The following is a 24635-nucleotide window of genomic DNA, read 5'->3' on the forward strand; positions in this document are numbered from 1 at the left end:
TTTCTTGTTTTATTCTAGAGACCGGGAAATATTAGAGACATTGCAAAAGAATCAGAGTCCCTGTACAGTGGATGAATCATTAAGCAACAATGACTCCAAGAAGGAGAGTATCTATGAAGTCCCACACCTCTGAGCGTATTAAATTCCCGGCAGGGTTTTGGACAGGCTTGCATCAATTAGGGATTGCGGCCCACGATGTAGCTCGCAAAGCACAACTGCCGCTCACGATTATAACTGAATCAGCTGTTACGACCACTCAATATTTTGCGATCTGGCAGGCATATTCCGATCTCGTCGGTGACACTGCCGAAGGAATCATCAAGCTTGCGACCGTCTTTGAAACGGGGAAATACCCGCCGAGTGTCTTAGCAACCTACCATGCGCGTGACTACCGTGATGCATTACACCGAATGGCTCGGTACAAACAACTTTGTCCCCCTGAAAGCTTACGTATTACTGAGGAGGGCGATGATTGTTCAATTGAACTGAAATGGTCTAACGAACAACCAGGTCCGTCATTGCTGGTTGGAGTCACACTGGCATTTCTCCTCGAACTTGGGCGCCGGGGAACAGGTCAACCTTTGACTGCGCGGCTTGTCGAATTTTCGCGCACCATGGGCGATGTTCGAACCCTTGAGACTTATTTTGGCTGCCCAATTCGGATGGGTGCAACTTGTAACCGGCTTACCTTACATCGTAAAGATTTGGACCGTCCGTTTCTTTCATACAACGAAGAGTTACTGGAGATCCTTACTCCCGCCCTGGACCGATCGCTGGATGAACAGCAGGGCAGTCGTTCTATTACAGACATGGTCAAATGGATTATGAAACGCAGTCTCACAGGAGGTCGCCCCGACATTCAAGTCGTTGCCAAGGAATTGGGTATGAGCGATCGGACCTTGCAGCGCCGGCTTACAGAAGAGAATACAAGTTTCAAGCATCTATTGACGCAAGCCAGACATGAGCAGGCACGAGCCTACTTGGCAGACCCTACACTGGATATTAAAGAAGTAGCTTTCTTAATTGGATATGAAGACCAGAACTCGTTCTACCGTGCCTTCCGCTCATGGGAAGGGGATACGCCAACGAATTGGCGTACGGAATATTTAGGAACGAATTCGCTATCCGAAGGACCGCCAGAATCATCAAGGCTTCATTAACTGAATGCTTTATACCATTTGGCGTGTTATGCAAGAACTTTGGCGCAACACGCTAGTTACTGGACAATGTAGACAAGGTAATATAAATCCTATCCGGAGCACAAGACTGTTTTTAACATGATAACAATTCAGCTTGCCGCTACAAGAAAATAAAAGGAGTAGTGTGATATGGATATGGGTTTATACGGTAAAACATCTTTGGTTACAGGATCGACGAAGGGGATAGGGAAAGCCATTGCCATTGAACTTGCCAAAGAAGGGGTTAATGTGCTCATCAATGGACGAAATGATGCAGAGGTTGAGCGCGCGGTTCATGAAATAAAGTCCGAGTTTCCCGCTACCTCACCTCAAAAAGCTACAGCTGATCTGGTGGACATTGGTCAAAGAGAAGCCTTATTTGAAAAACACCCCCAAATTGATATCCTAGTGAACAATATGGGGATTTATGAAATGATGCAATATGAAGATATCAGCGATGAGGTTTGGGAGAAATACTTCCGTACGAATGTGCTCGCTGCAAATGCATTGTCCAAATTTTATATGCCAAAAATGTTGCAAAATGATTATGGCCGCATGATCTTTATTGCGAGTGAAGAAGCCATTATGCCTTCAGGACAAATGCCTCAGTATTGCATGACCAAATCCATGTTATTATCGTTGTCCAAAAGTTTATCGAAATTAACGGTAGGAACAGAAGTTACCGTCAATACAATCATGCCAGGACCAACCCTCTCTGAAAATGTGCAACAAATCATTGAGAGCATCTACCCTGATGAATCGATGACTTTTTTAGAAAAAGAGAAGGATTTTATGCGCAAAAACCTGCCTCAATCCGAAATCCAACGATTTATCAAGCCTGTTGAGATTGGCAGATTGGCCACATTTGTATGCAGTCCGTATGCATCGGCATTCAAAGGTTCTCCAATCCGTATGGATGGGGGAATGGTGCCAACCATCTTCTAAACTTGTTTTTCACTATACAAGTGAACGTAAAGAACCTTGAGGGAAGCCCAAGGTTCTTTTTTCGTTTCCATATATCTATAAGCTTAATGGATCAAATCCGATTCGTTTTCTGATACACTGATTGATTTTATAACAAGCTCACTGAAAGCTTTAACGGCTGGAGATAGCCATTTATTCTTTTTAATCAGCATATGGGAGTAAATGGGGTCAAACTGTTCGGAATGACTCACAATCTTAAGTTTTCCTCGTTCCACGTCTTCTTTAACTGTCATGTAAGGTAAAAAAGAAAAGCCGAGTCCACTCATAACGGTTTGTTTGATGGCCTCAATGCTCCATAACTCCATCGTTTGAAACGGAGGAATATCATGTTTTACAAGATATTTTTCAAACATGGTTCGATAACTGCATCCTTCTTCGTTGGTGATAAAAAAGGTGGGGTTGTTGTTCTCCAGTTTATACGCATCAAAATGTTCCGGGCCGTCATTGCTGGAAACCAGTACTATTTTTTCCTCGATTAGCTGGTAATGAATACATTTTTCCGGATGCAGCTCCGGGTACACCATCAAAGCTACATCTACACGCCCACTTATCAAATCAACCTGGTTTTGCTCACATGTACCGTTGGTAAGGATGAATTGAACTTGAGGATATTTCGATGAATACTCCTTGATGATCGGACTTAATCTGGAAATTGTTAAAGACTCTGGTGCAGCTACCCTTAATATACCTTTAACTTCCTGTTCGCTTCTTATGCTTTTAATCTGATCATGAGTTGCCAGCAAATCTTCTGCTAGCGGTATTAATTCCCTCCCCAGATGCGTAAGCTTCAATTGTCTTTTTTCGTATGTGAAAAGCTCCCCGCCAATCTCTTCTTCGAGGGACTGTATATGAGCCGTGATCGTGGATTGTGTGTAGCCCAATTGGGATGCGGCACCGGTATAGCTTCCAACCTCGACAATCGTCTGAAATGTGACAAGATGTCTAATTTCCATCCAAGTTCTCCTTAGCTTGAGACATGTATCGATAAAAACGATAATGCTTTTAATAATTTCGATTTTATTAAGGGTTTAATTCATCATACAATAAAGTCCTTCAGATCGTAAATGATTTCATTGGGGGGTACAGCTTGAATATTGTAGCATTTCTAACGTATGTGATCGTGACCTCCATAACACCTGGACCAAGCAACATCTTGATGATGAATGAGGCACGGAAATTTGGCTTTATTGGATCATGGAGATTTAATGGTGGTATTTTAGCGGGGTTTGGCTTATTGGGGATCATAAGCGGCGTATTTACAACAAGCCTATATCACTGGTTGCCAGTTGTAGGGCCGTATTTTAAATGGGCTGGTGCAGCATATATGCTTTATCTGGTGTGGCTTATGATGGGGAATAAAAGCTCGGAAAAGGATTCGAGGGATGTGCAATCGTCATTTTTATCCGGTGTTATGCTCCAACTTATCAATGTCAAAAGCATATTGTTTTTTCTAACGGTGATGAGTGCTTTCATTTTGCCTTCTTCACCTTCTGGCGGGAGTCTTGTTATTTATTTGAGTTTATCGATCCTTCTGGGATGGTTGTCGTTACTTGTATGGTCGGGGTTTGGCTCCATGTTCAAAACCTTTCTAACTGTCCATGACAGGTCATTTCGATTGCTGATGTGTCTGTTGTTGACATACTCAGCGATACGTATTTTTATTTAACTCAAAACGTAGGAGGATAATTGAAATGAAACCGTTCAAGATCGCTATTCCAGAGCAACAATTACATGATTTATCTAACAGATTGAAAAAGGTTCGATGGCCCTCTCGATTCTCTGAAGAACCATGGGCTTTGGGGACAGATCATTCCTTTTTGAAGCGATTAGTGGATTACTGGAGTTCGGAGTATAACTGGCGCGATCAAGAAGCAAGACTGAATCGTTTCCCGCAATATATTGAGAACATGGATGGTTTTGATATACATTTTGTTCATGTTCGAGGTGAAGGATTTTCATCACGGCCGCTGCTACTGACTCATGGTTGGCCAGGATCATTCGTAGAAATGTTAGAACTGATTCCTTATCTAACAACCCCATCATTATATGGTGGACAGGCTGAAGACGCATTTGATGTGATTATTCCTTCTTTGCCGGGATTCGCATTTTCGAGTAAACCCACTCAGCCTGGGGTAGGTTCCAAATATGTAGCTACACTTTGGGCGAAACTGATGGATCGTCTGGGTTATGAAAGGTATTTTGTACAGGGAGGGGATATTGGAGCAGGAGTCTCAACGTGGTTAGCCTTCATCTACCCTGAGCGGGTGAGAGGACTTCATCTTAATTATATTCCTGGAAGCTACAGGCCACCACTTACTCAGAATACACCTTCGATGAGCAAAGAAGAGCGCACATACCTTGACTCCGTAGCGGAATGGTCGGAACGAGAAGGCGCTTATAGCGCCCTTCATAGAACCAAGCCGGAAACTTTGGCTTTTGCACTGAGTGATTCCCCGGCAGGTCTTGCCAGCTGGATGCTAGAAAAATTTCGGGGGTGGAGTGACTGTAAAGGAAATATTGAGAGTTCCTTTTCACTTGATCATATCCTCACGAATATCTCGATATACTGGTTTACCAATACGATTGCATCTTCCATGCGAATCTATACTGAAGGTGGCAAAATGCCACTGCATTTCACGGAAGGCCAGCGCATTACTGTTCCAACAGGGGTTTCCGTATTTCCCAAGGAGTTGCCGATGCCTCCACAAAGCTGGGTAGAGCGTGTGTATCATGTTACGTACTGGGAGGAAGCGGATAAAGGGGGGCATTTCGCTGCGATGGAACAGCCAAAGTTATTAGCTGAACATCTTCATCGTTTTATTCATTCCATTAATTAATTTCTCATACAATCCTTTTCTGGACTTTAACGGGAACAAAACGTAACCATTCAGAAAGTCGCCTGTTGGCGGCTTTTTATATAGTTATGCAAGTTTGTTTAGTTACGAATGATGTTCTCTAACCGTATATATACAGTTTCTTCCTCCTGCCATAATATACTCTCCCCGTTCTATATGAACTTGATCTCCAAGAACCGTTTTGAATAAATGTAATTCATTCTTACATAACCCGGTACAAACCGCCGCAGCTTCACAGATGGGACAATGCTTCTCTATAAATAAGAGGCTACCATCGCCTTGATCCTTAACCTCGGCCATATAGCCTTCATTTGTTCGAATTTCAGCCAGTTTCTCCAGCCTTTCCTTCACGCCGGATGTATCGCCAATGTACTGTAGATATTGCTCTTGCATGTTCTTATTCCGAACATTGAGGAGCTTGTCCAGCCCTTCATTTCCGAAAGCTTCTTTCATGGAATTGATCAGACTGACGGATAACTCCGAATATCCACTAGGGAAAAAACGATCAGCAGCGGGGGTTAATCTCCATAGCTTGGTTGGTCGACCCATGGGACGAGCTTCTTCTTCGAAAGTAACCAATCCTTCTTCTTTCAGTGCATTTAAATGCTGCCTGATAGCCATTCCAGATAACGCAAATTGGGAGGAGAGTGCCACAACATCCATTCCACCTTGCTGTTTAAGCAGGTTAATGATTGCTTTTCGGGTACTGGTTGAGGCATCCTTTTTCGTTTGATCCCGGCTCATGGTGAACCTCCTTTTTAAGCAACTGAATCTTCATTATTTCATACATTTTAAACAAATACATTGACAAAGTCAAAGGCGAACTGTAGTTTAAACTTTGTAAAGTAAAATGTTTACTAAGTATCCGGATACGGTGTATACATAAAATTCTCTTGGAGGTCCTATATCATGTCGTCCCATTCTCGAAGTATTTTCAGTCCGCGTTATTTTGCATTATCCATAGGAATTATATTGTCAGTGATGGCTGTTGGATTTGAAGGTTTGTCGGTAACGACAATTGCTCCTTCCATTGCTGGAGACCTGAACGGTCTTAACCTGTTTGGCTGGATATTCAGTACATATCTGCTTGCACAGATTATAGGCACCTTGGTTGTTGGTCGGATTATTGATAGAAGGGGACCCGCAGTACCATTTACGCTCGCACTTCTATTGTTTATTGTCGGACTGGTCGCAGCCGCAACTGCAGGAGATATGTATACCATGATCGCGTCACGGGCCATGCAGGGTTTGGGTGCCGGAGCTATGATGACTTGCGTGTACACGGCCATTTCCTTAAGTTATCCTGACGAATTACGTGCCAAAATACTGGGAGCATTCGGTACAGCTTATGTTCTTCCGTCCATGCTTGGTCCATACGTTGCAGGCCTTATTGCAGATCAGTGGTCATGGCGCTTTGTGTTCTGGGGGATTCTACCGATCCTGTTGGTTTCAGCGCTCCTTAGCTTACCTGCCTTTACGAAATTAAAATCACAGCCTTCACAAGGGGAGCAAGGATCTGCCGCTACTTGGATGGCGCTGCTATTAACGATAGGTACGGGAACTTTATTAGTGGGACTTGGAAAGCTTCCGTCAATTATTGGATTTGTTATCGTCTTTATTGGGGGAGTTCTGATGGTATACCCACTGCGCAAACTGCTGCCGGAGGGAACCCTTGCTTTGCGAAGAGGTATGCCCGCTATACTCGCTACGCGTGGATTGTTCTTCGCTGCTTATACCAGTACACAAAATTTCTTGGTATTGGCTTTAATTGAGGTGAAAGGAATTACACCTTCTCAGGCTGGTTTAATTGTAGCAAGCGCTGCACTGAGCTGGTGTGTCATTGCTTATATGCAAGGGCGTTGGGACTCGGCAGATCAGGGTCGTGGACGTCATACACGAATTATTATTGGTGTACTCCTGCTTGCCATCGGAATTACCATCGTATTTTGGGTTCCTGTTGTGACCGTTACCGTAGCGGTTATAGGCCAAATCATAGCTGGAATAGGAATTGGATTGGCACATCCGATTAGTGGTGTTGTTGCGTTTTCCCAAACAGGAGAGGAAGGCGTTGGCAAAACCTCGGCAAATCTGCAATTTGCAGATTCATTTACACCGGGCGTAGTCATCGGGATCGGTGGTTCTATCCTGGTGGTGTGTCAAGCTGGCGGGATGTCATTGCAATCAGGATTAATCGTAACGATGGGCTTTCATCTGGTGTTAATCGTCTTGAGCTTGATTGCCAGTACTCGAATTGCACCAGTAACAGACCAAATAAGAACGGGACTGCAATCGTTAGGCTTGAAAAACAAATAAACGGGGGTAAGCCAAGGAAGGTGTGTTCATGCGATGTTGACTTCGGATACCGAGAAACTTTTCACAGCCTATCGTATTATCGGAACGAAATGGACGATCCATATCCTATGTACTCTTTCGCAAGGTCCTAAGAAATTCAGCGAAATTTACGAAAATGTGCCTTCCATCTCAGAAGCGATCCTCTCCAAACGATTAAAAGATCTTCAGAATGATCAGTTGGTGAAGAGAAAAGCCCTAACACATCCCATACAGATCATGTATGAACTTACACCCAAAGGGGTCGCTCTAGCTGCTTTCATACCTTGCTTGATGGAATGGTTTACTACAAACATGAATTAACGCAAAGGAATATCCTGCGATTGCCATCATTTTATCCGGAGGTTTTCTGAATGAACCATGTGTTAATCCTATCCGATACGCATCACATTGTTAAAAGTTTAAGTTTGTTGATTCAAACCGAGGCGTCGTTACATGTACTGGACGCTACTCGTGATGTGATCGGTAGTAACATGGATCAACTTCCGGATAATTCTGTGATCATCGTAGATATGAATGTGGACAATATTGAGCTGCTTATAGAACAATTTCCCGAGAAATATCGAGTGATATTGTATAGCGGGTCGCTGGAACTTATGGATATTCCTATCCATCTGCAATCAACAGGTTGTCGTTATTTTAATGCATATACGAGTCCTGAAGAAATCATTAAGATTTTAATGGGCTGCGTTTGAAAAACAACCGGCTAGCCAAAAAATACGCTTCAAGGAGGTATAACAATGATTCAGGTCAGTGAAGCAGCAGCAGAAAAAATCGTTGAAATCCTGGCAAGTACGGATACCCAGAATTCTTTCCTTCGGGTCGGGGTCGATGAGGGGGGATGCAGTGGTTTATCCTATAGCCTTATCGTAGATGAACAGCAAGCAGAAGGGGATATCTTATTAGATAAAGGTGTATTTCGTATATTGGTTCACACCAATACGGTTCCATATATTGAAGGACTTGAGATTGATTACGAAGAAAGTGGAATGTTAGGGGGATTCACCATGAATAACCCTAATGCAAAAGTTTCATGTGGATGCGGGGCCAGTTTCCGAATGGCGAATTACCGTGGTGAGGTCAAAAAATGTGATTAATTGTCAGGATGACGGAATATTTTCAACCAATATCTCATATTAAACATACAATGAAGGAGCTTTCTATTTGCCGATCGTGCAATCATGTCTTTTCAACTCAGGGAGAGAATGTCATGAATATTTTTGAGAATCACATACCTTTGGAAAAATTGAAATGGAATGAGCCATTAAAAGACCACACGTATATAAAGCTGGGTGGTAAAGCAGACATACTTATCCATCCCACAACGAAAGAAGAAATTATTAACGTGGTTAACATTGCAAAAACACATCAAATACCTCTAACGATTATTGGAAAAGGATCAAATGTCATTATCAAAGATCAGGGCGTGCGTGGAATAACGCTCTCTCTGAGCGAATTTGATCAGATTAAAGTCTATGGTGACAAGATTGTCGCGCAGAGCGGTTCCAACATTATTGATGTGTCACGTACTGCTTTGCATAACAGCTTAACAGGTCTGGAGTTTGCATGTGGAATACCCGGAAGTACAGGTGGCGCCTTATATATGAATGCGGGAGCTTACGGTGGTCAGATGGATGAGGTCGTTGAGCGAGCGCTAGTGGTTACTAAAAACGGAGAGCTGATAAACATGGTCCGAGATGACATGCAGCTTGGTTATCGAAACAGTATCTTTCGAACGGATCAATACATCATACTTGAAGTGGAATTTAAGCTTAAACCAGGGAACAAGGATGTCATCTCCAGTACCATGCAGGATTTAACGTTTAAACGGGAATCCAAACAACCGCTTGAATTTCCCTCTTGCGGAAGTGTATTCAAACGTCCAGAGGGACATTATGTCGGAAAACTCATTCAAGAATGTAATTTACAAGGTACTCGCATTGGGGGAGCGGAAATTTCCAAGAAGCATGCTGGTTTTATCATTAATGCAGATGACGCCACTGCTGAGGATTATTTAGAATTAATCAAATTAATTAAAAAAACAGTACGTGATCAATTTAATATTGAATTGGAGACGGAAGTCATTATTTTGGGAGAGTAGGCTGCTATGAACAGTGAGCTAAGTGTTGTCATCTATATTCTGGTTCTCCTTAGTTCACATGAAAATGAGAAGTTAACCAGTACTCAGATCTCTGAAAGGATTCGGGTGAACCCGGCGAGGATACGCCGAGTCCTTAGCTCGATCAAAAAAGTGGGATACGTTAAGGCAAAAGAAGGTATTGACGGTGGTTATGTTTTGTCTAAAGACCCGTATGAGATAACCTTGAAGGATGTGTACACCCTGGTGTCTTCCAAACCGCTTCAGATTCCCAAACCATCCATTATGAAAAAAGGGAATTTAACTGCAGAGGTAGATATTCAGCTCGCAAACATTTTCATAGAAAGTGAACAACAGTTAATGCAGCAGTTAGAAAAAATCACCCTAGGCAGTATGCTTCATGTGATAAAGGAATGTGCATTGGAAACCATGGAATAGTTTGATGATGAAGAAGAAATCATAGGAGGTTAATGTTGTGAAATTAATCGGATTATCCGGGTCACTGATTGGATCAAAGACACCAGTGGGTGTGGATGCTGTACTCCAATTCGTAAAAAATAATCATCCAGAAATTGAAGTGGAACTCATAGATTTAAGAGATTATAAAGGGATCGAATTTTGCGATGGTCGCAAGTTGGAGGAATACAATGAAGACACCCAGTTGGTGGTCCAAAAATTGATTGATGCTGACTTTTACGTTATCGGCACACCAATATATCAATCCTCTCTGACAGGCGTACTGAAGAATGTATTCGACCTTCTGCCCGTGCAGAGCATTTACAATAAAGTGATGGGTTTTATAGCAACCGGGGGCACCTATCAGCATTATTTGGTAGTGGAAAATCAATTAAAACCGATTGCCGGCTTTTTCCGCTCTTATGTCGCCCCAAGCTATGTATATCTGAATAGTGATCATTTTGATGCTGAGAATAACATTAAAGATACTGAAGCCTTAAGTCGGCTGGAAAAGTTGGCTGAGGAACTGGTCTTCATGCAGACTCAATTAAAAGCTTCATCGAGCTGAAATAAGCAAGGATTAAAATATATGTTTCATTAAAGAACAAAGGTAGCCGATCAGTACGATCGGCTGCCTTTGTTTATTTTCAACTTCAAAAGTTAGCAGAATTCATATCAAAGAGGTGGGTAGTCAAAAGTTATTTTTCTCATGCGTGGCTTTTTTGCTTCCTCCGGTGTCTAATTATATGTAAATCAAGAGGAGGTTCCCCACCATGTCAGGAGCTCATGACACAAAACCTGTTTATCCGGATGAACAGGAAAGCATCACCATCTTTGAGAACACGTATGAGCAATATCGTCAACGAATCAGCAAATACTTCTCACTGAAATTGAACCCGTTGGTTGCAGACGATTTGACCCAACAGGTATTTTTGAAAGCAGTCGAAAATATTCACAGCTTTAAAGGAAGCTCAAATTTATTCACCTGGATCTTTAAGATTGCTCAGAATACGGTGAAGAACGAATATCGCAGGTTATCACGACAAAAAGAATCTCCTTATGATTTTACAGATTATGAATCGCAATCGATCTCTCTTGAATTTACGAAACATGTTGATATTCGAATTGATATTGGCTCTGCGTTACAGAATCTGGAAGAGATTGATCAGGAGATTATTGCATTACGCTTTTTCGTTGACTGCACTTTGCCTGAAATATCCAAGATAGTTGGACGACGGGAAAGCGCAGTAAAGAACAGACTGTACCGGGCATTGGAGAAATTAAGAAAAGAACTGAAAGAGTGGGGGGATATTGCCATCATGTCTATTCATGAACTGATTTCCATTGTAAATAAAGGTGAAAACCAAGATACGAATGATCGTACGAAGAAAGTGCATCAAGATTTGTTCGATGAGCTCAACAATAGTGTTGAGCGAGTGTCGACCAAATATAAACATCATCCATCACAAAAGGTAGTTATTGAAATTTATCCTGATCTGCCAACGTTTCATCAAGCTGTCGGAGAAACAGATGCCCCCAATTGGTTTATGGGCACATATGAAGGGCGTACTCTGAAAATTGTCTCTCCATTGAACCCGGGACCGGAGCATACGTATCAATCCATTCTGAAAAGCACAGTTCACTTGTTCGCCATGTGGCTAATCAGCGACATTAATCCTGCAGCTCCCAAATGGATTAGACAGGGCATTGGTGGATATGAAGCTAAACAGATGTCCCAAGATTTCATTAAAGGATCAACGGAAGATAGCATACGCAATCAGTCGATTCCATCTTTTGATGAATTAAATAACGATACGTGGGATTTTGAAACGATGAAAGGTTTTCAGTTCTCTTATATGATGGTGGAATTTGTGGTTGAGCGATATGGAGTAGATGCATTAAACAAACTAATCCGCAGTCCTCAAAATTTCGAAGGGATCTTTCAATGCAGTGAGACTGAACTGCATGAGCAATGGGTGAAGTATATAGAAATATAATAGAAATACAACCTTATACTTTTGTTTATAGGCTCGGTGATGAACCGGGCTTTTTTGTATTAGCAAAGGTTTGGAGCATTGATGTAGGTGAATTCGTTATATTTGACTTAGAGGGCACTCTAAGCTGTAAACTTGAAGAAGACACATCTGGAAGGAGATTATTTTGATGAACCAGGATAATAAGCCAAAAACCTCACAACATAAAATCGGTTCCGGATTCAACCATCGGACGACAGCTGAGGAAGTATTGAATAACACGGATTTATCCGGAAAACTTGCCATCGTCACGGGTGGATATTCCGGATTGGGACTGGAAACTACACGTGCACTCGTTCGTGCTGGAGCCAAGGTTGTTGTGACCGCACGTCGGCCAGCTATCGCCAAAGAGGCTCTTGCAGGGCTCGCTAATGTAGAGATTGATGAACTGGACCTCGCAGATCTCACTAGCGTCCGTGCTTTTGCCGAGCGTTTTCTGGCAAGCCACCGGAGTATCGACATGTTGATCCTGAATGCGGGAATTATGGCTTGTCCAGAGACTCGCGTAGGCCCGGGTTGGGAAGCTCAATTTGCTACGAACCATCTTGGACACTTCACCCTGACGAACTTATTATGGCCGGCACTCGTCAGCCATGGAGGAGCACGGGTTGTATCCGTTGCCTCAACAGGGCATCATTTCTCACCAATTCGCTGGGACGATATGCAATTTGAAAATGGCTATGAAAAGTTCCCTGCTTATGGGCAGTCCAAAACAGCAACCATTCTGTTTAGCGTCGAACTGGATAGACGCGGTGCAGATCAGGGAGTGCGTGCGTTCTCTGTACATCCGGGTGGAATTCTGACGCCGTTGCAACGACATATGCCGAAGGAAGAAATGATTGCATTGGGCTGGATTGATGAGTCTGGTCAAGTTGCCAATCCAAACTTTAAAACACCTGAGCAAGGGGCAGCAACGCAAGTATGGGCAGCGACTTCTCCTCAACTTGAGGGAAAAGGTGGCGTGTACTGCGAGGATTGTGACATCAGTGAGCCAGCTCCTGCGGACGGAGCCTTCTTTGGAGTCAAGGACTATGCCATCGACCCTGAGCAAGCCCGTCGTCTATGGGAAGTTTCAGCCCAGTTGACTCAAACGGATTTACCAACCTCTTAAGATCTTTTTTTCTGTTCACGAGGAAAGTCGCCTGAAATGGCGGCTTTTTTTGTGTTGGAAATGCCCTTCGTTATGTAGAAGATGTTTTATAATCGTTTGTTATATACGCCCCCAATGGTCTGTTCTGTATAATTCGTTGACATCTGGATTCACTTGCGGATGATGATGAGGAGGATAATGATGACTTTTTTTCAAAATGGGACACATGAAGAACTTGAATGTTTGCTCGTTCAGGCAAGAAGCGTTTGTCTAAGGGCATTAGATCAGTATGAATTAGCATGGGATTGTATACATTTCATTCAGTTGTCAGACACCATCACGTACAAAGTCGATACAGCTCCATCGAAAAGCTATTTGCTTCGCATTCATTCCAATCGGCTAAGTAAAGAGGCTATCCGTTCAGAACTTACTTTGCTTCAATCATTGGGCACATCTGATGATCTCCACGTACCTCAGGGTGTGGCGAGTCGCGATGGCTCGTATGTTTTGTTCATAGAGGCAGAAGAAGAGGGGATGTACTTTTATGTCACGATGATGAATTGGGTGGACGGAGAGCATATGGATGGAAATGAGGTTAATGAACGTTGTGCATACCGTATGGGCTCTATGGCCGCAAAACTCCATGAAGCAATTACCCGTTTTGTACCATCTGTTGATTTTTCTCGTCCCATATGGGGAGAAGAGAGTTTTAAAGTGGATATGACCAAACTGAGACGTTATTATACAAGGTTTTTATCCGATCAGGCATGGAAGACGTATCAGAGAGCATCCCATAAAATATTATCCCAACTTGCAGACTTGGATCAGAATCCACAGCATTACGGAATCATCCACGGAGATTTACATATTGGTAACATCGTATTCAACGATGAACAACCTAATCCAATTGATTTTGGACGATGTGGCTACGGATATTATCTTTACGATATAGCAAACACAATATTAGGGCTTTTTCCCGCACAACGTTTGGAGTTCATCAGAGGTTATGAAAGTGTAAGGACACTGCCAACAGATTATGTTGAGGTTCTGGAAAGTTTCTTTATCATGTGCATAATTGAGAATTACAGCCACCACTCTTCCGATCCTAGAGAAGCATCACGATTAATTGATGAGCAGCCGTACGCACAAGCGTGTATCAGAGAATATTTAATGAATGCTCCATTTCTTTTCAATGGGATAGAAGTACAGGAAGTTACTTAAATGAATGTCTTGGAATCAGCTCTACTGCTTTTTATCTTGCTCGCATGGCATCACGTCTTCAGGAAGTTTCAGAAAAGTTCAAGTTTGAAATATAATCATTTCAAAAGAGAAACGTAAAACGCATCGAATCCATAGACGCGATGCGTTTATTTTATATTGAAGTCAAAGGTTTATTTTTAGTATAAGATCCTAATTGTTTTTGTGAAAAAGGATGAACGGAGTTTTTGTTTCTTAGCCACATATTGCCTTTAACAATTAAAACATAGACAGCTACGACAAAGTAAATCGTGCTCCAAAGCCAGTCTGTTGGTGTTAACATATTCTGTTCATAGGCACTTTTAATGTACCAGATTCCAATTGGCAAATGCAGAAATATCGCTGAAAATAATCCGGGATTATATATGCTTTTTGCTTTTATATTAGCGAAGATGCCATGCCAGATAATCTGGAAAAATCCCATTAATATAGGTGCCAGACCCAGCCATACAACGGAAGGGAAGAATACAGGCGGTAAATAAAACACATAGGCGATAATCAGATTAATAATCATCGCTGACTGCTGATTTAACGGATATCTCTCAGGTGTTTTACTTTGGAACAAAACTTTATTAAACAAACCTGCAAAGTAACCCGGCCATCGATATTCTTCAAATTGATGCAGGAGTATGGCAATAAAGCTTAACCATAAAATGCTGTTAATGCGCGGAAGTGTTCCCCAATCCAAGATGAGATAAATACATACAAGGAATGCAATGATCGATCCCAAGTCTTGCCAATGTTTTCTTAACATGTTCAACTGAATCGCCTCCATCAATGTTGTTTAATGAAAGTATCTTTCAAAGAGCAAGTCAATTTGTGCTTCTATCGGAGCAATCTTCACAGAAGCTCCTTTTTCCAGAATAGGACTCATAAGTGCCGGGAGAAAAAGCGCCCCGAAAACTTGCGTCATCATTGTGGTCAGTCGTTCCGGTTGTTGCTCTCCGGTTATCTCTTTTAACGTATTTTGAACTTTGGGGAACCCCAATAAATTTAAGAATGAACCGTATTCCTGTTGAGATGAGAAATCTGCTGAACCCATAAGAATAATTCTGGATAACAATTCGGGATATTCACGGATGACTTGTAAATAATCCATTAAGAATTGCTTTAATCGATCTCGGGCGGGAATGGATAATTCATCGAGTATAACAAAGGTATGCTGAAAGCTACTCAGAATCAATTTAATAGATTCACTGATCAAATTTTCTTTGGAGCCGAAGTAATAATTAACCAGGGATACATTTGTGCCAGAGGCTTCGGCAATTTTTCGAATGGTGATGCCTTCAAATCCACTTTGTTTGGTGAACTCCAGTGTGGCTTGCATAATCTTTTCTTTTGTTTCACTTTTCTTGTCTGGTTCCATATGTAAAACCTCCAATAAAGTTATTTAAACAATGTTTTAAACAGTGTTTGAATTTATATTAGCACGTTTTCCTAATTTTGCAAGTCATACATTTGGAGTATTGACCATTAACTAAGAAACATCATATCGAAGGCTTTTCATGAAGACATGTTCAGTTTTTCGTGGGTGTTTTATTATGAAATGCGAAAAGGTTGATGTAACAAAAATATCTCTAAACAAAAAGCGCTATACCTGTGGTATGTTTTACGTACGAATACCGCTTTAATGTGAGAGGAGATTGTATGCCACAAGTGAAAAGAGTAATTCGGAGCAAGTGGTTTTTATGGATAACGGGTGTTGTCGGTATTTTGATCGCTGCATTTTGCGTATTATCCTTCTTCCTGGTAAATTCGGTATCGGCTACTTTTGAAGCCGGAAGTGTTGAAGAAAAATATGCTCTACCCGGCACGTACGAGGTAGATAAGCTGGAGATCAAGGACGAGCAAGGCGAGAAGCTGTACAGGATTTATTCTCCGCAATCAAAGGATGTTTTGCACCCACTCATCGCTTGGGGCAACGGAACCGGGGCATTACCTGACAATTATGATCAGTTGTTAAGACACCTGGCCAGTTGGGGATTTATTGTCATTGATACATACAGTCAAACCACGGGTACAGGAAAAGAAATTATGGCTGCAATTCAATATATGCTCAGTGAAAATGAAGCGACGGTCAGCCCGTTCTATCACAGGATTCAAAAAGATCAGGTCGGTGCGGCAGGGCATTCGCAGGGATCAACGGGTGTGATTAACGCTCACACGAATTTTGAGAACGGGGATCTCATCAAAACGGTTGTATCGATTGCTCTGCCTGAGCTGAAATATTGTGATCCAGAGGACGTGTATGACACATCAGCGCTGAAGGTTCCATTTTTTGTTATAGGAGGAACCCGAGATTTCATCGTCTCCCCGTCAGACTCCAACAAATTGGCCTTGAACAATACCAGTCCGGATCTTCCGGTCTTGATGGCCATGGCTAAGGGCGCTGCACATACAGTGATAGAGCAGGATGGCGGGCAGCATAGAGGTTATTTGACAGCTTGGATGAGATATCAATTGATGAATGATTCGGAGGCAAGCATGGCCTTTGTTGGAAAGCATGCTGAAATAGGAACGAATAATCATTGGAAGGATGTTACTTCCGCAAATTTACAATAGTCATGGTTCACATAAATCGAAGGACCCTTCTGAAATGGAAGGGTCCTTCGATTTATGTGGAAAACAATTTGAGGCATTGAAATGGCTTTATCTAATGCCACTATAAACGTTTTCAGAAAATTCATCCTGTTGAACACCATGTAACGGTAGCTATGATTTCGCCTTTGCTGTTGATTGTCTGGGAATAAGCATCGTAGGTAATTTAACTTGAAGGTACTCACTGTTTGGATTCTCCACTTGTTTCAGGATGACTCTGCCCGCTTCTCGTCCGAGTTCAAGTTCCTGCTGTACAACAGCCGTGGGCGGAATGATACAGAACTCCGGAAATTCGACATCATCGAAGAACACGACAGATAAATCTTCTGGTACAGAGATTCCCATCTGCATCGCCGCTTGAATAACATGAGGGCTGAAATTGGAGGATAGAAGGGCCGTCATCTGCGGATTTGCCTGTAAAAACTTCTGAATCATCATGATAACCTCTTCATCGCTAGCACTCATGGCCAGACGTGTCATCTGTATACTGCGATCAATCAGAATATGACGGTCCTCCAAGGCTTTCTCATACCCATGCAATCTGTCCTCAATACTTGATGTCCCCTCAGCAAGAGTGGAAATAAAGCCAATTCGATTGTGCCCAAGCTCATGAAGATGCTTAACCGCCTGAATAGCTGCCTCATGGTTGTCCGAGCTGATGGAGTTGGTCTCCACCCCTTTTAGATTGCGGTCCAGAAGGACAAGGGGAAAGCGATTTAGCGTAAGCGCAAGAATCTCATTGTTATAGTGCTCACCCTCAACGGGATAGATAATTAGTCCTCTGACGCCTGCCTGTTTCATTTCCTGAATTTTGAGAATCTCTGTCTCTTGTGAATCATTCGTCTTGGCAAATAACAATTGATAGCCATTCTCTGAAAGGGTGTCCTCAATTCCGCTCAGCAGATTGGCGGTGAACCTATTGTCAAGACGGGGGAGAAGGAACCCGATTGTTGGTACTGTGAGCTGCTCTTTTACCGCTGAAGTGATGTTATGAATTTCCTCTGGACTGTGATCGTTAACAAAGGTGCCTTTGCCTTGAAGTCGGTAGACCACTCCTTTATCAACTAGAGCAGTAAGGGCATTTTTCACCGTGATACGGCTCACACTGAATTGTTCAGCCAGTTCATTTTCGGAAGGAATTCGGCTGCCCGGTTTCCAATTTCTGCTTCGAATCTGGTCAATGATATAAGTCTCGATTTTCTTGTACATTGGCTTGAAGGTTCTCACCATCGCATTTTATCTCCATTCACTATTAGTTCGTTCTAAATATATTATAATAATACAACATATACAAGTGCTAAAAATCAATAACAAGTGAGTAAGACAAGAAGATTGAAATTACGAACAAATATGATAAAAAAACCTTATGAATAAACAATTTATTAGAAATACATTCTGTTAAGTTGTATCTAAAAATAAACATTTACAAGTAAAAGTATGTTGTTTATATTGTTTTTAAAGTTTGTTGGATAAAGCGTTTCCAATGAGCCTTCACATTCTTATCTATGCCACAAATTTTTTCTCAAGTGTTCCTTAATTCGAAAAAGGGGGTGCAGCGGTTCTTAACACCAATTGGTTGCCGTGGATTATTCATTAAGCTAGGAACGATCAAAAATTAAAGATAAGGGTGGTTAAAGGATGAAAAAAAGAGCAGGCATGATCGTTACTTTGATAACTGTTTTCTCACTCATTGTAAGCGCTTGCGGTGATGCGCAGTCCGGGGGGACGGAACCCAAAGCGAGTAAAGAGCTGACGATGTGGACGTGGAAGGTTGCTTACACGCCAGGGATTGAAGCAGCTGCGAAATTGTATGAAGAGAAGACAGGAATCAAAGTCAAACTCGAGACCTTTACACCAGATGATACGTATCGCCAAAAATTCCAGGCGGCAGCCAACTCCAAAAATTTGCCGGATATTGTGAACTGGTGGGCAACGGCAGGCGATTCCATCGAGAACTCAGTGCTCGAACTGTCAGGTGAAGTCGACGATGATTTGTTGAACAGCTACTACAGTGCTGCAATGGACCCGATCATTGTCACACAGAGCCAGGTTGATTCCTGGAAAGAAGACAAGAACGCCACCACAATTCAAAAGTCACTGAAGACTGGCCAGTTCTACGGACTGCCGCTTGATATCGGAGGATTCTTTACCTTCTATGGTAACAAGAAGCTGATCGAAGAAGCAGGGCTGACAGCCGAAGCGCCCAAAACGTGGGAAGAGTTTGTCACCATGATGGAGACTGTCAAAGAGAAAACAGGTACTCCTGGGCTTGTGTTTGGTGCAAAGCTGCCTGATCTGTGGGAGAACTGGGCCGGTTCGGCACTGTCCATCATGCTGAACGAACCTCAAGGTTATATTGATCTGCTCGAAAGAAAGTCTAAACTAAGCGACCCTTCAAATCTGCCGGTAGTGAAAGCGATGGAGACACTGGCAAACAAAGATCTGCTTATGCCGGGAATTTTGTCAACGGATATTGATGGAGCAGACCAGGCGTTTGCTGCTGGCAAAGCCGCTTTCGATCTCGGTGGTTCCTTCACGATGTCTACGTTACTGGCTATGGGAATGAGTCCTGACGATATATTCACCTTCCCGGTACCTCCGCTTGAAGGATCTAAAATTAACAGCTGGACGACTGATCCATTCACGTTAACGATGTTGTCAGTAAATAAAGATTCGCAGAACAAGGCTGAAGCGCTCGATTTCATTAAATTCCTGACAGGGGATCCGGATGCTGCTGTTGCTTTTGCTAATGCGGCGTATACAGTACCTGCGCTGAATCTGGGCGATCGTGCAAATGATTTGGATCCGAACTTGAAATCAATTTCAGATGCATTCGCTGCTGAGCCTGGTCCATACAGTCAAGCTTCACCAGCGATCAATACGTACCGTGGCAAGCACAAAGAGTGGGAAGTGTATGCCCAGTCCATGCAATCCATGATCGAGAAAAAGATGACTGCTGAACAAGTCGCCAAGAAATTCGACGATACCATGGAAAGTCTGAAAGCGAGCGGGAACTAGAACACCAAAGCAATCGGCAAGCCCCGTAAGGGGCTGTCGATTGCCAAATTGAGAGCAAAAGGTGATTGATCATGATAAAAAGTCGAAATAAGTGGATGCCGTATCTCTTTTTACTGCCTGGCGTGCTTTTGTTTCTAGCCATCGGCGTGTATTCGGTCGGATTCTCGATCATGCTCAGCTTTTATAACTGGTCCGGGATTGATTTTTCCACCGCAAGGTTTGAAGGTCTGGCGAATTTTCGTCAGTTCCTGCTCGGTGATGATCCGATTGTAACCCGGAATTTCTATAATGCCGTTCTGCACAATCTGATTATTGCCGTTTCACAGGTTGTGGTCGTCGTTCCAATCGCACTTGTGCTGGCTTTTGTGCTGCAAAATACGAAGGCAGCAACGTGGTACCGGACGATTTATTTTCTGCCGATGATCGCATCTGGCGTAGCTATCTTTTATGTATGGAAAGGCTTGTTTGAACCTAGTGGAGCATTCAACTCACTCTTCCTATGGATGGGCTTGGATTTCCTTGCTGTACCTGGTGGAATGTTAGGGAGTTCGTCTACTTCTTTACTCGGTATTATTTTGACATCAATCTGGGGCGGTCTGCCTGGAACACTGATTCTGTACTACGCTGGTCTGACTTCCATTGATCCGACACTGTATGAAGCAGCAAGTGTGGATGGTGCCAAGAAAACAACCATGATATTGAAAATTACCTGGCCGTTACTGAAGCCAATCACGCTTATTGCCGTCATTCAGATGGTGAACGGAGCCTTTCAGGCCTTTGAGAATGTGTTCATCATGACAGGCGGCGGACCAGCTGGCAGTTCGGAGGTTATTGGTACGCTCGTGTACCGTACAGCTTTTCTAAACAATGATTATGGTCTGGCCAGCGCTATCGGATGGGTATCATTTCTGATTACAGGTGCCATTGCCATATTCAGTATTCGCTCATTCAAGGCAGACATCTAAAAGGAGGAGCACATGGTCAAATATATTAAGCATATCATTCTAATCTTGTACGGATTGACCTGCCTGTATCCTTTTGTCTGGATGATCGGCACTTCGCTGAAGACATCACAGGATGCACTAGCCAATCCACAGAGTCCGTTTCCACAAGCTGCACCATTGTGGTCCACATTTGGTGACGTATGGAACAAATTGAACTTCTATCAGTTTTTCATCAACAGCGTGATCGTAAGTGCAGTCGTGATTATAGGCGTTATTCTCATCTATACCATGATGGCCTATTCGTTTGCCAAATTTGTTTATCGGGGCAAAAAATTCATCTATTACACGTTTATTGCCTTGCTGCTCGTTCCAGGTGTAACCACATTGATTCCGCTATATATCAATATGACCAATCTGGGGCTGCAAAACACGTATATTGGCATGATTCTGCCCATGATTAATGGTGCTGCACCCTTCGCCATTTTCCTCTTCACCAGTTACTTCCGCACAATCTCACATGAGTTATACGAGAGCGCCGTCCTGGATGGATGCAACAATTTCAAAATCTACTACAGAATCTATCTGCCATTAGCGTTGCCAGCTATCGGAACCATTGCGATTCTGAACTTTATCGGAAGCTGGAACAATATTTTGTGGCCGATGATCATCGTGGATAGCCGGGATATGTTTACGTTACCAATGGGACTCATGTATTTGGATTCATCTTCATTTAAGAAATGGAATGAACTCATGGCAGGGGCTTTGATTACGGTCATTCCAATCCTGCTTGCCTTCCCGTTCATGCAGAAGATGTATGTCAAGGGCATGACGGTAGGTTCAGTGAAAATGTAAATACACAACAACTAAATCATACAAGATTGGAATGAAATGAATGACTACAAAAACCGCACATATTGTCGCACATTCTCACTGGGACAGGGAGTGGTATCTATCCTTCGAGAAGCACCGAATGTTGCTCGTTCAGCTCATGGAGGATTTAATAGAGACGTTTGAAAATGACCCGGAATTTACGAATTTCCATCTGGATGGGCAGTTTATTGTGCTGGAGGATTACCTGGAAATCATGCCGCACAGGTCGAATCAGGTTCGCAAGTTAATTGAAGAGGGCAAGCTGATTGTCGGTCCATGGTACATCCTTCAAGATGAATTCCTCGTCAGCAGTGAAGCCAATGCACGCAATCTGTTAATTGGTATTCAAGCCTCAGAACAAATGGGAGGATATGCGAAAATCGGATATTTCCCGGATTCCTTCGGCAATATGGGTCAGGCACCACAACTCATTAGCCAAGCAGGCATTGAGGTAGCTGTATATGGACGTGGAGTGAAGCCAGTTGGATTCAATAACGAAATTCAGTCTGGCAATGAACATACCTCCAAATACTCGGAGATGTATTGGGAATCACCCGATGGTACTCGTGTACTGGCGATCCTGTTCGCCAATTGGTACAACAATGGCATGGAAATTCCGGTGGAACCAGAGAAGGCGAAAGTTTACTGGGCCGAAAAACTGGCTGCAGCAGAAGAGTTTGCTTCAAGTCCGGAACTCCTGTTCATGAACGGATGCGATCATCAGCCGCTCCAGAAGGATCTGACACAAGCGTTAAAAACAGCCACCGAGATTATGCCAGACGTGACGTTTCGTCATTCCAGCTTTCCCGAGTACATTCAGGCTTTGCAAAAAGCGAAACTCCAATCATTGGACGTCATTCGTGGTGAACTTCGAAGCCAATGGACCGACGGCTGGATCACACTTGTAAATACTGCTTCAGCAAGGGTGTATATTAAACAGCAAAATGTAAAAAGCCAGACGTTACTGGAGAAAGTGGCTGAGCCATTGGCAGTCATGGCCTCTCTGTCTACAGGCCTTTATCCACGGCATGAGCTGTTATATGCCTGGAAGACATTGCTGAAGAATCATCCTCATGACAGCATCTGCGGGTGCAGTGTTGACGAGGTCCATAGGGAAATGATGACCCGATTTGCCAAATCGCAAGAAGTGGCTGAAACCATATCGGTTCAGAGTGCTCGTATAATAGCTGAATCCGTGGATACATCTGGCTTTGACGCAGATTCTGCGTTGCCTTTTGTAGTGTTTAACACTTCGGGACATCGTCGATCCAATGTGATTGTAACTAGGATGGACGTTGAGCGACGTTACTTTGACCACCAGCCTCCGCATGAAAAGTATCAGGAATTTAAGCGCGAATATGAAGCCTTTGACCCGAACGATTGGGTTGTATTGAACGCGGAAGGCATGCAAGTGGAAGCCGTGATCACACCCGTTGGACCGACATTTGGATATGATTTGCCGGATAATCGATTCCGTCAACCTTACTGGGCATATCAAGTGGATGTAGAGCTTCATGTCCAGAACATCCCTGGTTTTGGATATCATAGTTTTGCTCTTGTGCCTAAGAGTTTTTCTGGAGAGAATGCGCTTAGCGAACTGACTACCACTGAACTTGTTACAGAAGAGCAAGTGATGGAGAACGATTATGTGCGGATCGAGATTGCGGGGGATGGATCGTTTACCATGTTGGATAAAGTGAACGGTCGTAATTATACAGGGCTTGGTATTTATGAGGATACGGGGGATATCGGAAATGAGTATATGTACAGACAACCGGATCAGGAAGCTCCGTTAACTACGCAGGGACTTCCTGCCCAGATTAAGCTGGTACATCATACACCCCTGAAAGCCGTTTATGAGATCGTGCATAACTGGAAGCTCCCGGTAGGCGCTGATGAACTGCTGGATGAAGAGATCCGCTCCATGGTTCCATTTCGTTACCGGAAATCCCGCCGGTTAGACGAAACTAGAGAAGTGAGCATTCGTACAGAGCTAAGCCTTGAAAAAACGGGACGTTCGGTTGGCATTAAAAGCTATATCGATAACACGGTTCAGGATCATCGAATTCGCATGTTGTTCCAAACGGGACTCGAAGCAAGTCATGTTACCGTTGACTCTATTTACGAACTGGCCCAACGCCCGATACAGCCGGAAGCGGAATGGAGAAATCCCAGCAATGCGCAGCATCAAAATGCATTTGTCAGTATCAGTAATGGTCGTGAAGGGCTGACGATTGCGAATAAAGGTCTTAATGAGTACGAAGTATTGGCTAATCAAAATACCATTGCTGTGACACTGCTGCGTGGGGTACGCGAGCTTGGGGATTGGGGAGTATTTGCAACGCCGGAGGCCCAATGTCTCGGACAGCACATTATGGAAATGGAGCTCATCTCACATGATCTGGATGTTATTGAGTCCGAGGCTTATGAGCAGGCGTACCAGTTCCCGGTTCCCTGGACCGTTCAACAGACAGGGGTACATGGTGGTACGTTACCCGTTACCCACGAGTTTTTGCAATGGGAAGGTGATCATCTCGCTTTTAGTGCGCTTAAACGGGGCGAGGCAAATGATGACATGCTGTTCAGGGTGTTCAATGTATCATCGGAGACGACTTCACTGAAGGTAACGCCTTCGTTTGAGGCTAAGGAAGTGTACGAAAGTACAATTGTTGAAGATCAAGGTGAAGCCATGAAGGTAGCGGATGAGGGAAGTTATGCTTTGACTGTGGGACCAGCAAAAATTCAGACGATCGGCATTCAACCCACAACACGTTTAAAATAAACAATTCAGTCTTGGAGTTCTCTCCACTGCTGCGGATTGAAAACGGATGCATCATGTTCCACATACGACAACCCTGTTTTCGTGCAGCTTGATTACATGATCAAGTTAATGGGAGGTACGATT

24 protein-coding genes are annotated in these 24635 nt (G+C 43.2%); 19 read left to right on the forward strand and 5 right to left on the reverse strand.

What is annotated here, in order from left to right; translation table 11 throughout:
* The first annotated feature begins 113 nt into the window (after nucleotides 1-113).
* Both BLS14_RS05095 and BLS14_RS05100 read left to right on the forward strand, forming a co-directional pair.
* Nucleotides 114-1160: an AraC family transcriptional regulator gene (locus BLS14_RS05095; RefSeq protein WP_090949883.1), complete on the forward strand. Its 1047-nt coding sequence runs from the start codon at nucleotides 114-116 to the stop codon at nucleotides 1158-1160.
* Between the two features lie 168 nt (nucleotides 1161-1328).
* A complete protein-coding gene (locus BLS14_RS05100) occupies nucleotides 1329-2123 on the forward strand; it encodes an SDR family NAD(P)-dependent oxidoreductase (protein ID WP_090949885.1) in 795 nt (264 codons plus the stop codon).
* Nucleotides 2124-2206: 83 nt separating this feature from the next.
* Here the strand turns inward: BLS14_RS05100 and BLS14_RS05105 are convergent, their stop codons facing one another.
* Entirely contained in the window at nucleotides 2207-3115 is a 909-nt protein-coding gene (locus BLS14_RS05105; RefSeq protein WP_090949887.1) for a LysR family transcriptional regulator, read from the reverse strand.
* A gap of 134 nt (nucleotides 3116-3249) precedes the next feature.
* Between BLS14_RS05105 and BLS14_RS05110 the strand changes: the two genes are divergently transcribed.
* Both BLS14_RS05110 and BLS14_RS05115 read left to right on the forward strand, forming a co-directional pair.
* Complete coding sequence (locus BLS14_RS05110; protein ID WP_076288507.1) at nucleotides 3250-3828, forward strand: LysE family translocator; 579 nt, start codon at nucleotides 3250-3252, stop codon at nucleotides 3826-3828.
* Between the two features lie 25 nt (nucleotides 3829-3853).
* The gene (locus BLS14_RS05115; protein WP_218133129.1) at nucleotides 3854-4999 is read left to right on the forward strand and encodes an epoxide hydrolase family protein; all 1146 of its coding nucleotides are present in this window, start codon (nucleotides 3854-3856) and stop codon (nucleotides 4997-4999) included.
* Nucleotides 5000-5101: 102 nt separating this feature from the next.
* On the opposite strand, the gene BLS14_RS05120 is transcribed toward BLS14_RS05115, so the two are convergent.
* Nucleotides 5102-5761, reverse strand: coding sequence for a helix-turn-helix transcriptional regulator (locus tag BLS14_RS05120; RefSeq protein ID WP_090949891.1), 660 nt, complete (start codon nucleotides 5759-5761; stop codon nucleotides 5102-5104).
* A 165-nt stretch (nucleotides 5762-5926) separates the two neighbouring features.
* Between BLS14_RS05120 and BLS14_RS05125 the strand changes: the two genes are divergently transcribed.
* The 10 genes from BLS14_RS05125 (at nucleotide 5927) to BLS14_RS05170 (ending at nucleotide 14264) form a co-directional block, all read left to right on the forward strand.
* On the forward strand, nucleotides 5927-7330 hold the full coding sequence (locus BLS14_RS05125; protein WP_090949893.1) for an MFS transporter: 1404 nt from the start codon (nucleotides 5927-5929) through the stop codon (nucleotides 7328-7330).
* Between the two features lie 33 nt (nucleotides 7331-7363).
* Nucleotides 7364-7669, forward strand: coding sequence for a winged helix-turn-helix transcriptional regulator (locus tag BLS14_RS05130; RefSeq protein ID WP_063565056.1), 306 nt, complete (start codon nucleotides 7364-7366; stop codon nucleotides 7667-7669).
* 50 nt (nucleotides 7670-7719) lie between these two features.
* Nucleotides 7720-8061, forward strand: coding sequence for a hypothetical protein (locus BLS14_RS05135; protein WP_063565055.1), 342 nt, complete (start codon nucleotides 7720-7722; stop codon nucleotides 8059-8061).
* A gap of 45 nt (nucleotides 8062-8106) precedes the next feature.
* On the forward strand, nucleotides 8107-8463 hold the full coding sequence (locus tag BLS14_RS05140) for a HesB/IscA family protein (RefSeq protein WP_063565054.1): 357 nt from the start codon (nucleotides 8107-8109) through the stop codon (nucleotides 8461-8463).
* Between the two features lie 113 nt (nucleotides 8464-8576).
* On the forward strand, nucleotides 8577-9467 hold the full coding sequence (gene murB, locus BLS14_RS05145) for a UDP-N-acetylmuramate dehydrogenase (protein WP_090949896.1): 891 nt from the start codon (nucleotides 8577-8579) through the stop codon (nucleotides 9465-9467).
* A 6-nt stretch (nucleotides 9468-9473) separates the two neighbouring features.
* Nucleotides 9474-9902 carry an Rrf2 family transcriptional regulator gene (locus tag BLS14_RS05150; protein ID WP_090949899.1) on the forward strand — a complete coding sequence of 143 codons (429 nt, stop codon included), beginning with the start codon at nucleotides 9474-9476 and terminating at the stop codon, nucleotides 9900-9902.
* Between the two features lie 37 nt (nucleotides 9903-9939).
* Nucleotides 9940-10488, forward strand: coding sequence for an NADPH-dependent FMN reductase (locus tag BLS14_RS05155; RefSeq protein ID WP_063565051.1), 549 nt, complete (start codon nucleotides 9940-9942; stop codon nucleotides 10486-10488).
* Between the two features lie 205 nt (nucleotides 10489-10693).
* Complete coding sequence (locus BLS14_RS05160) at nucleotides 10694-11917, forward strand: RNA polymerase sigma factor (protein ID WP_090949901.1); 1224 nt, start codon at nucleotides 10694-10696, stop codon at nucleotides 11915-11917.
* A 166-nt stretch (nucleotides 11918-12083) separates the two neighbouring features.
* A complete protein-coding gene (locus BLS14_RS05165) occupies nucleotides 12084-13064 on the forward strand; it encodes an SDR family NAD(P)-dependent oxidoreductase (protein ID WP_072732820.1) in 981 nt (326 codons plus the stop codon).
* Between the two features lie 159 nt (nucleotides 13065-13223).
* Nucleotides 13224-14264 carry a phosphotransferase enzyme family protein gene (locus tag BLS14_RS05170; RefSeq protein WP_256336153.1) on the forward strand — a complete coding sequence of 347 codons (1041 nt, stop codon included), beginning with the start codon at nucleotides 13224-13226 and terminating at the stop codon, nucleotides 14262-14264.
* 151 nt (nucleotides 14265-14415) lie between these two features.
* On the opposite strand, the gene BLS14_RS05175 is transcribed toward BLS14_RS05170, so the two are convergent.
* Nucleotides 14416-15060, reverse strand: coding sequence for an HXXEE domain-containing protein (locus BLS14_RS05175; RefSeq protein WP_090949904.1), 645 nt, complete (start codon nucleotides 15058-15060; stop codon nucleotides 14416-14418).
* Nucleotides 15061-15084: 24 nt separating this feature from the next.
* Nucleotides 15085-15666: a TetR/AcrR family transcriptional regulator gene (locus BLS14_RS05180; RefSeq protein WP_090949906.1), complete on the reverse strand. Its 582-nt coding sequence runs from the start codon at nucleotides 15664-15666 to the stop codon at nucleotides 15085-15087.
* 281 nt (nucleotides 15667-15947) lie between these two features.
* Between BLS14_RS05180 and BLS14_RS05185 the strand changes: the two genes are divergently transcribed.
* The gene (locus BLS14_RS05185; protein WP_176854348.1) at nucleotides 15948-16862 is read left to right on the forward strand and encodes a poly(ethylene terephthalate) hydrolase family protein; all 915 of its coding nucleotides are present in this window, start codon (nucleotides 15948-15950) and stop codon (nucleotides 16860-16862) included.
* 150 nt (nucleotides 16863-17012) lie between these two features.
* Here the strand turns inward: BLS14_RS05185 and BLS14_RS05190 are convergent, their stop codons facing one another.
* Nucleotides 17013-18107 (reverse strand): GntR family transcriptional regulator, encoded by a 1095-nt coding sequence (locus tag BLS14_RS05190; RefSeq protein ID WP_176854350.1) that lies wholly within the window; start codon nucleotides 18105-18107, stop codon nucleotides 17013-17015.
* Between the two features lie 429 nt (nucleotides 18108-18536).
* Between BLS14_RS05190 and BLS14_RS05195 the strand changes: the two genes are divergently transcribed.
* The 4 genes from BLS14_RS05195 (at nucleotide 18537) to BLS14_RS05210 (ending at nucleotide 24512) form a co-directional block, all read left to right on the forward strand.
* Entirely contained in the window at nucleotides 18537-19916 is a 1380-nt protein-coding gene (locus BLS14_RS05195; protein ID WP_063565043.1) for an ABC transporter substrate-binding protein, read from the forward strand.
* A 71-nt stretch (nucleotides 19917-19987) separates the two neighbouring features.
* Nucleotides 19988-20881, forward strand: a complete 894-nt coding sequence (locus tag BLS14_RS05200; protein ID WP_024631712.1) for a carbohydrate ABC transporter permease — start codon at nucleotides 19988-19990, stop codon at nucleotides 20879-20881.
* A 12-nt stretch (nucleotides 20882-20893) separates the two neighbouring features.
* Nucleotides 20894-21712 (forward strand): carbohydrate ABC transporter permease, encoded by an 819-nt coding sequence (locus tag BLS14_RS05205; protein WP_062319098.1) that lies wholly within the window; start codon nucleotides 20894-20896, stop codon nucleotides 21710-21712.
* A 40-nt stretch (nucleotides 21713-21752) separates the two neighbouring features.
* Nucleotides 21753-24512, forward strand: coding sequence for an alpha-mannosidase (locus BLS14_RS05210; protein ID WP_072732824.1), 2760 nt, complete (start codon nucleotides 21753-21755; stop codon nucleotides 24510-24512).
* Nucleotides 24513-24635: the final 123 nt, after the last annotated feature.

The sequence above is a fragment of the Paenibacillus sp. OK060 genome (assembly GCF_900101205.1).
Lineage (GTDB): Bacteria > Bacillota > Bacilli > Paenibacillales > Paenibacillaceae > Paenibacillus > Paenibacillus marchantiae.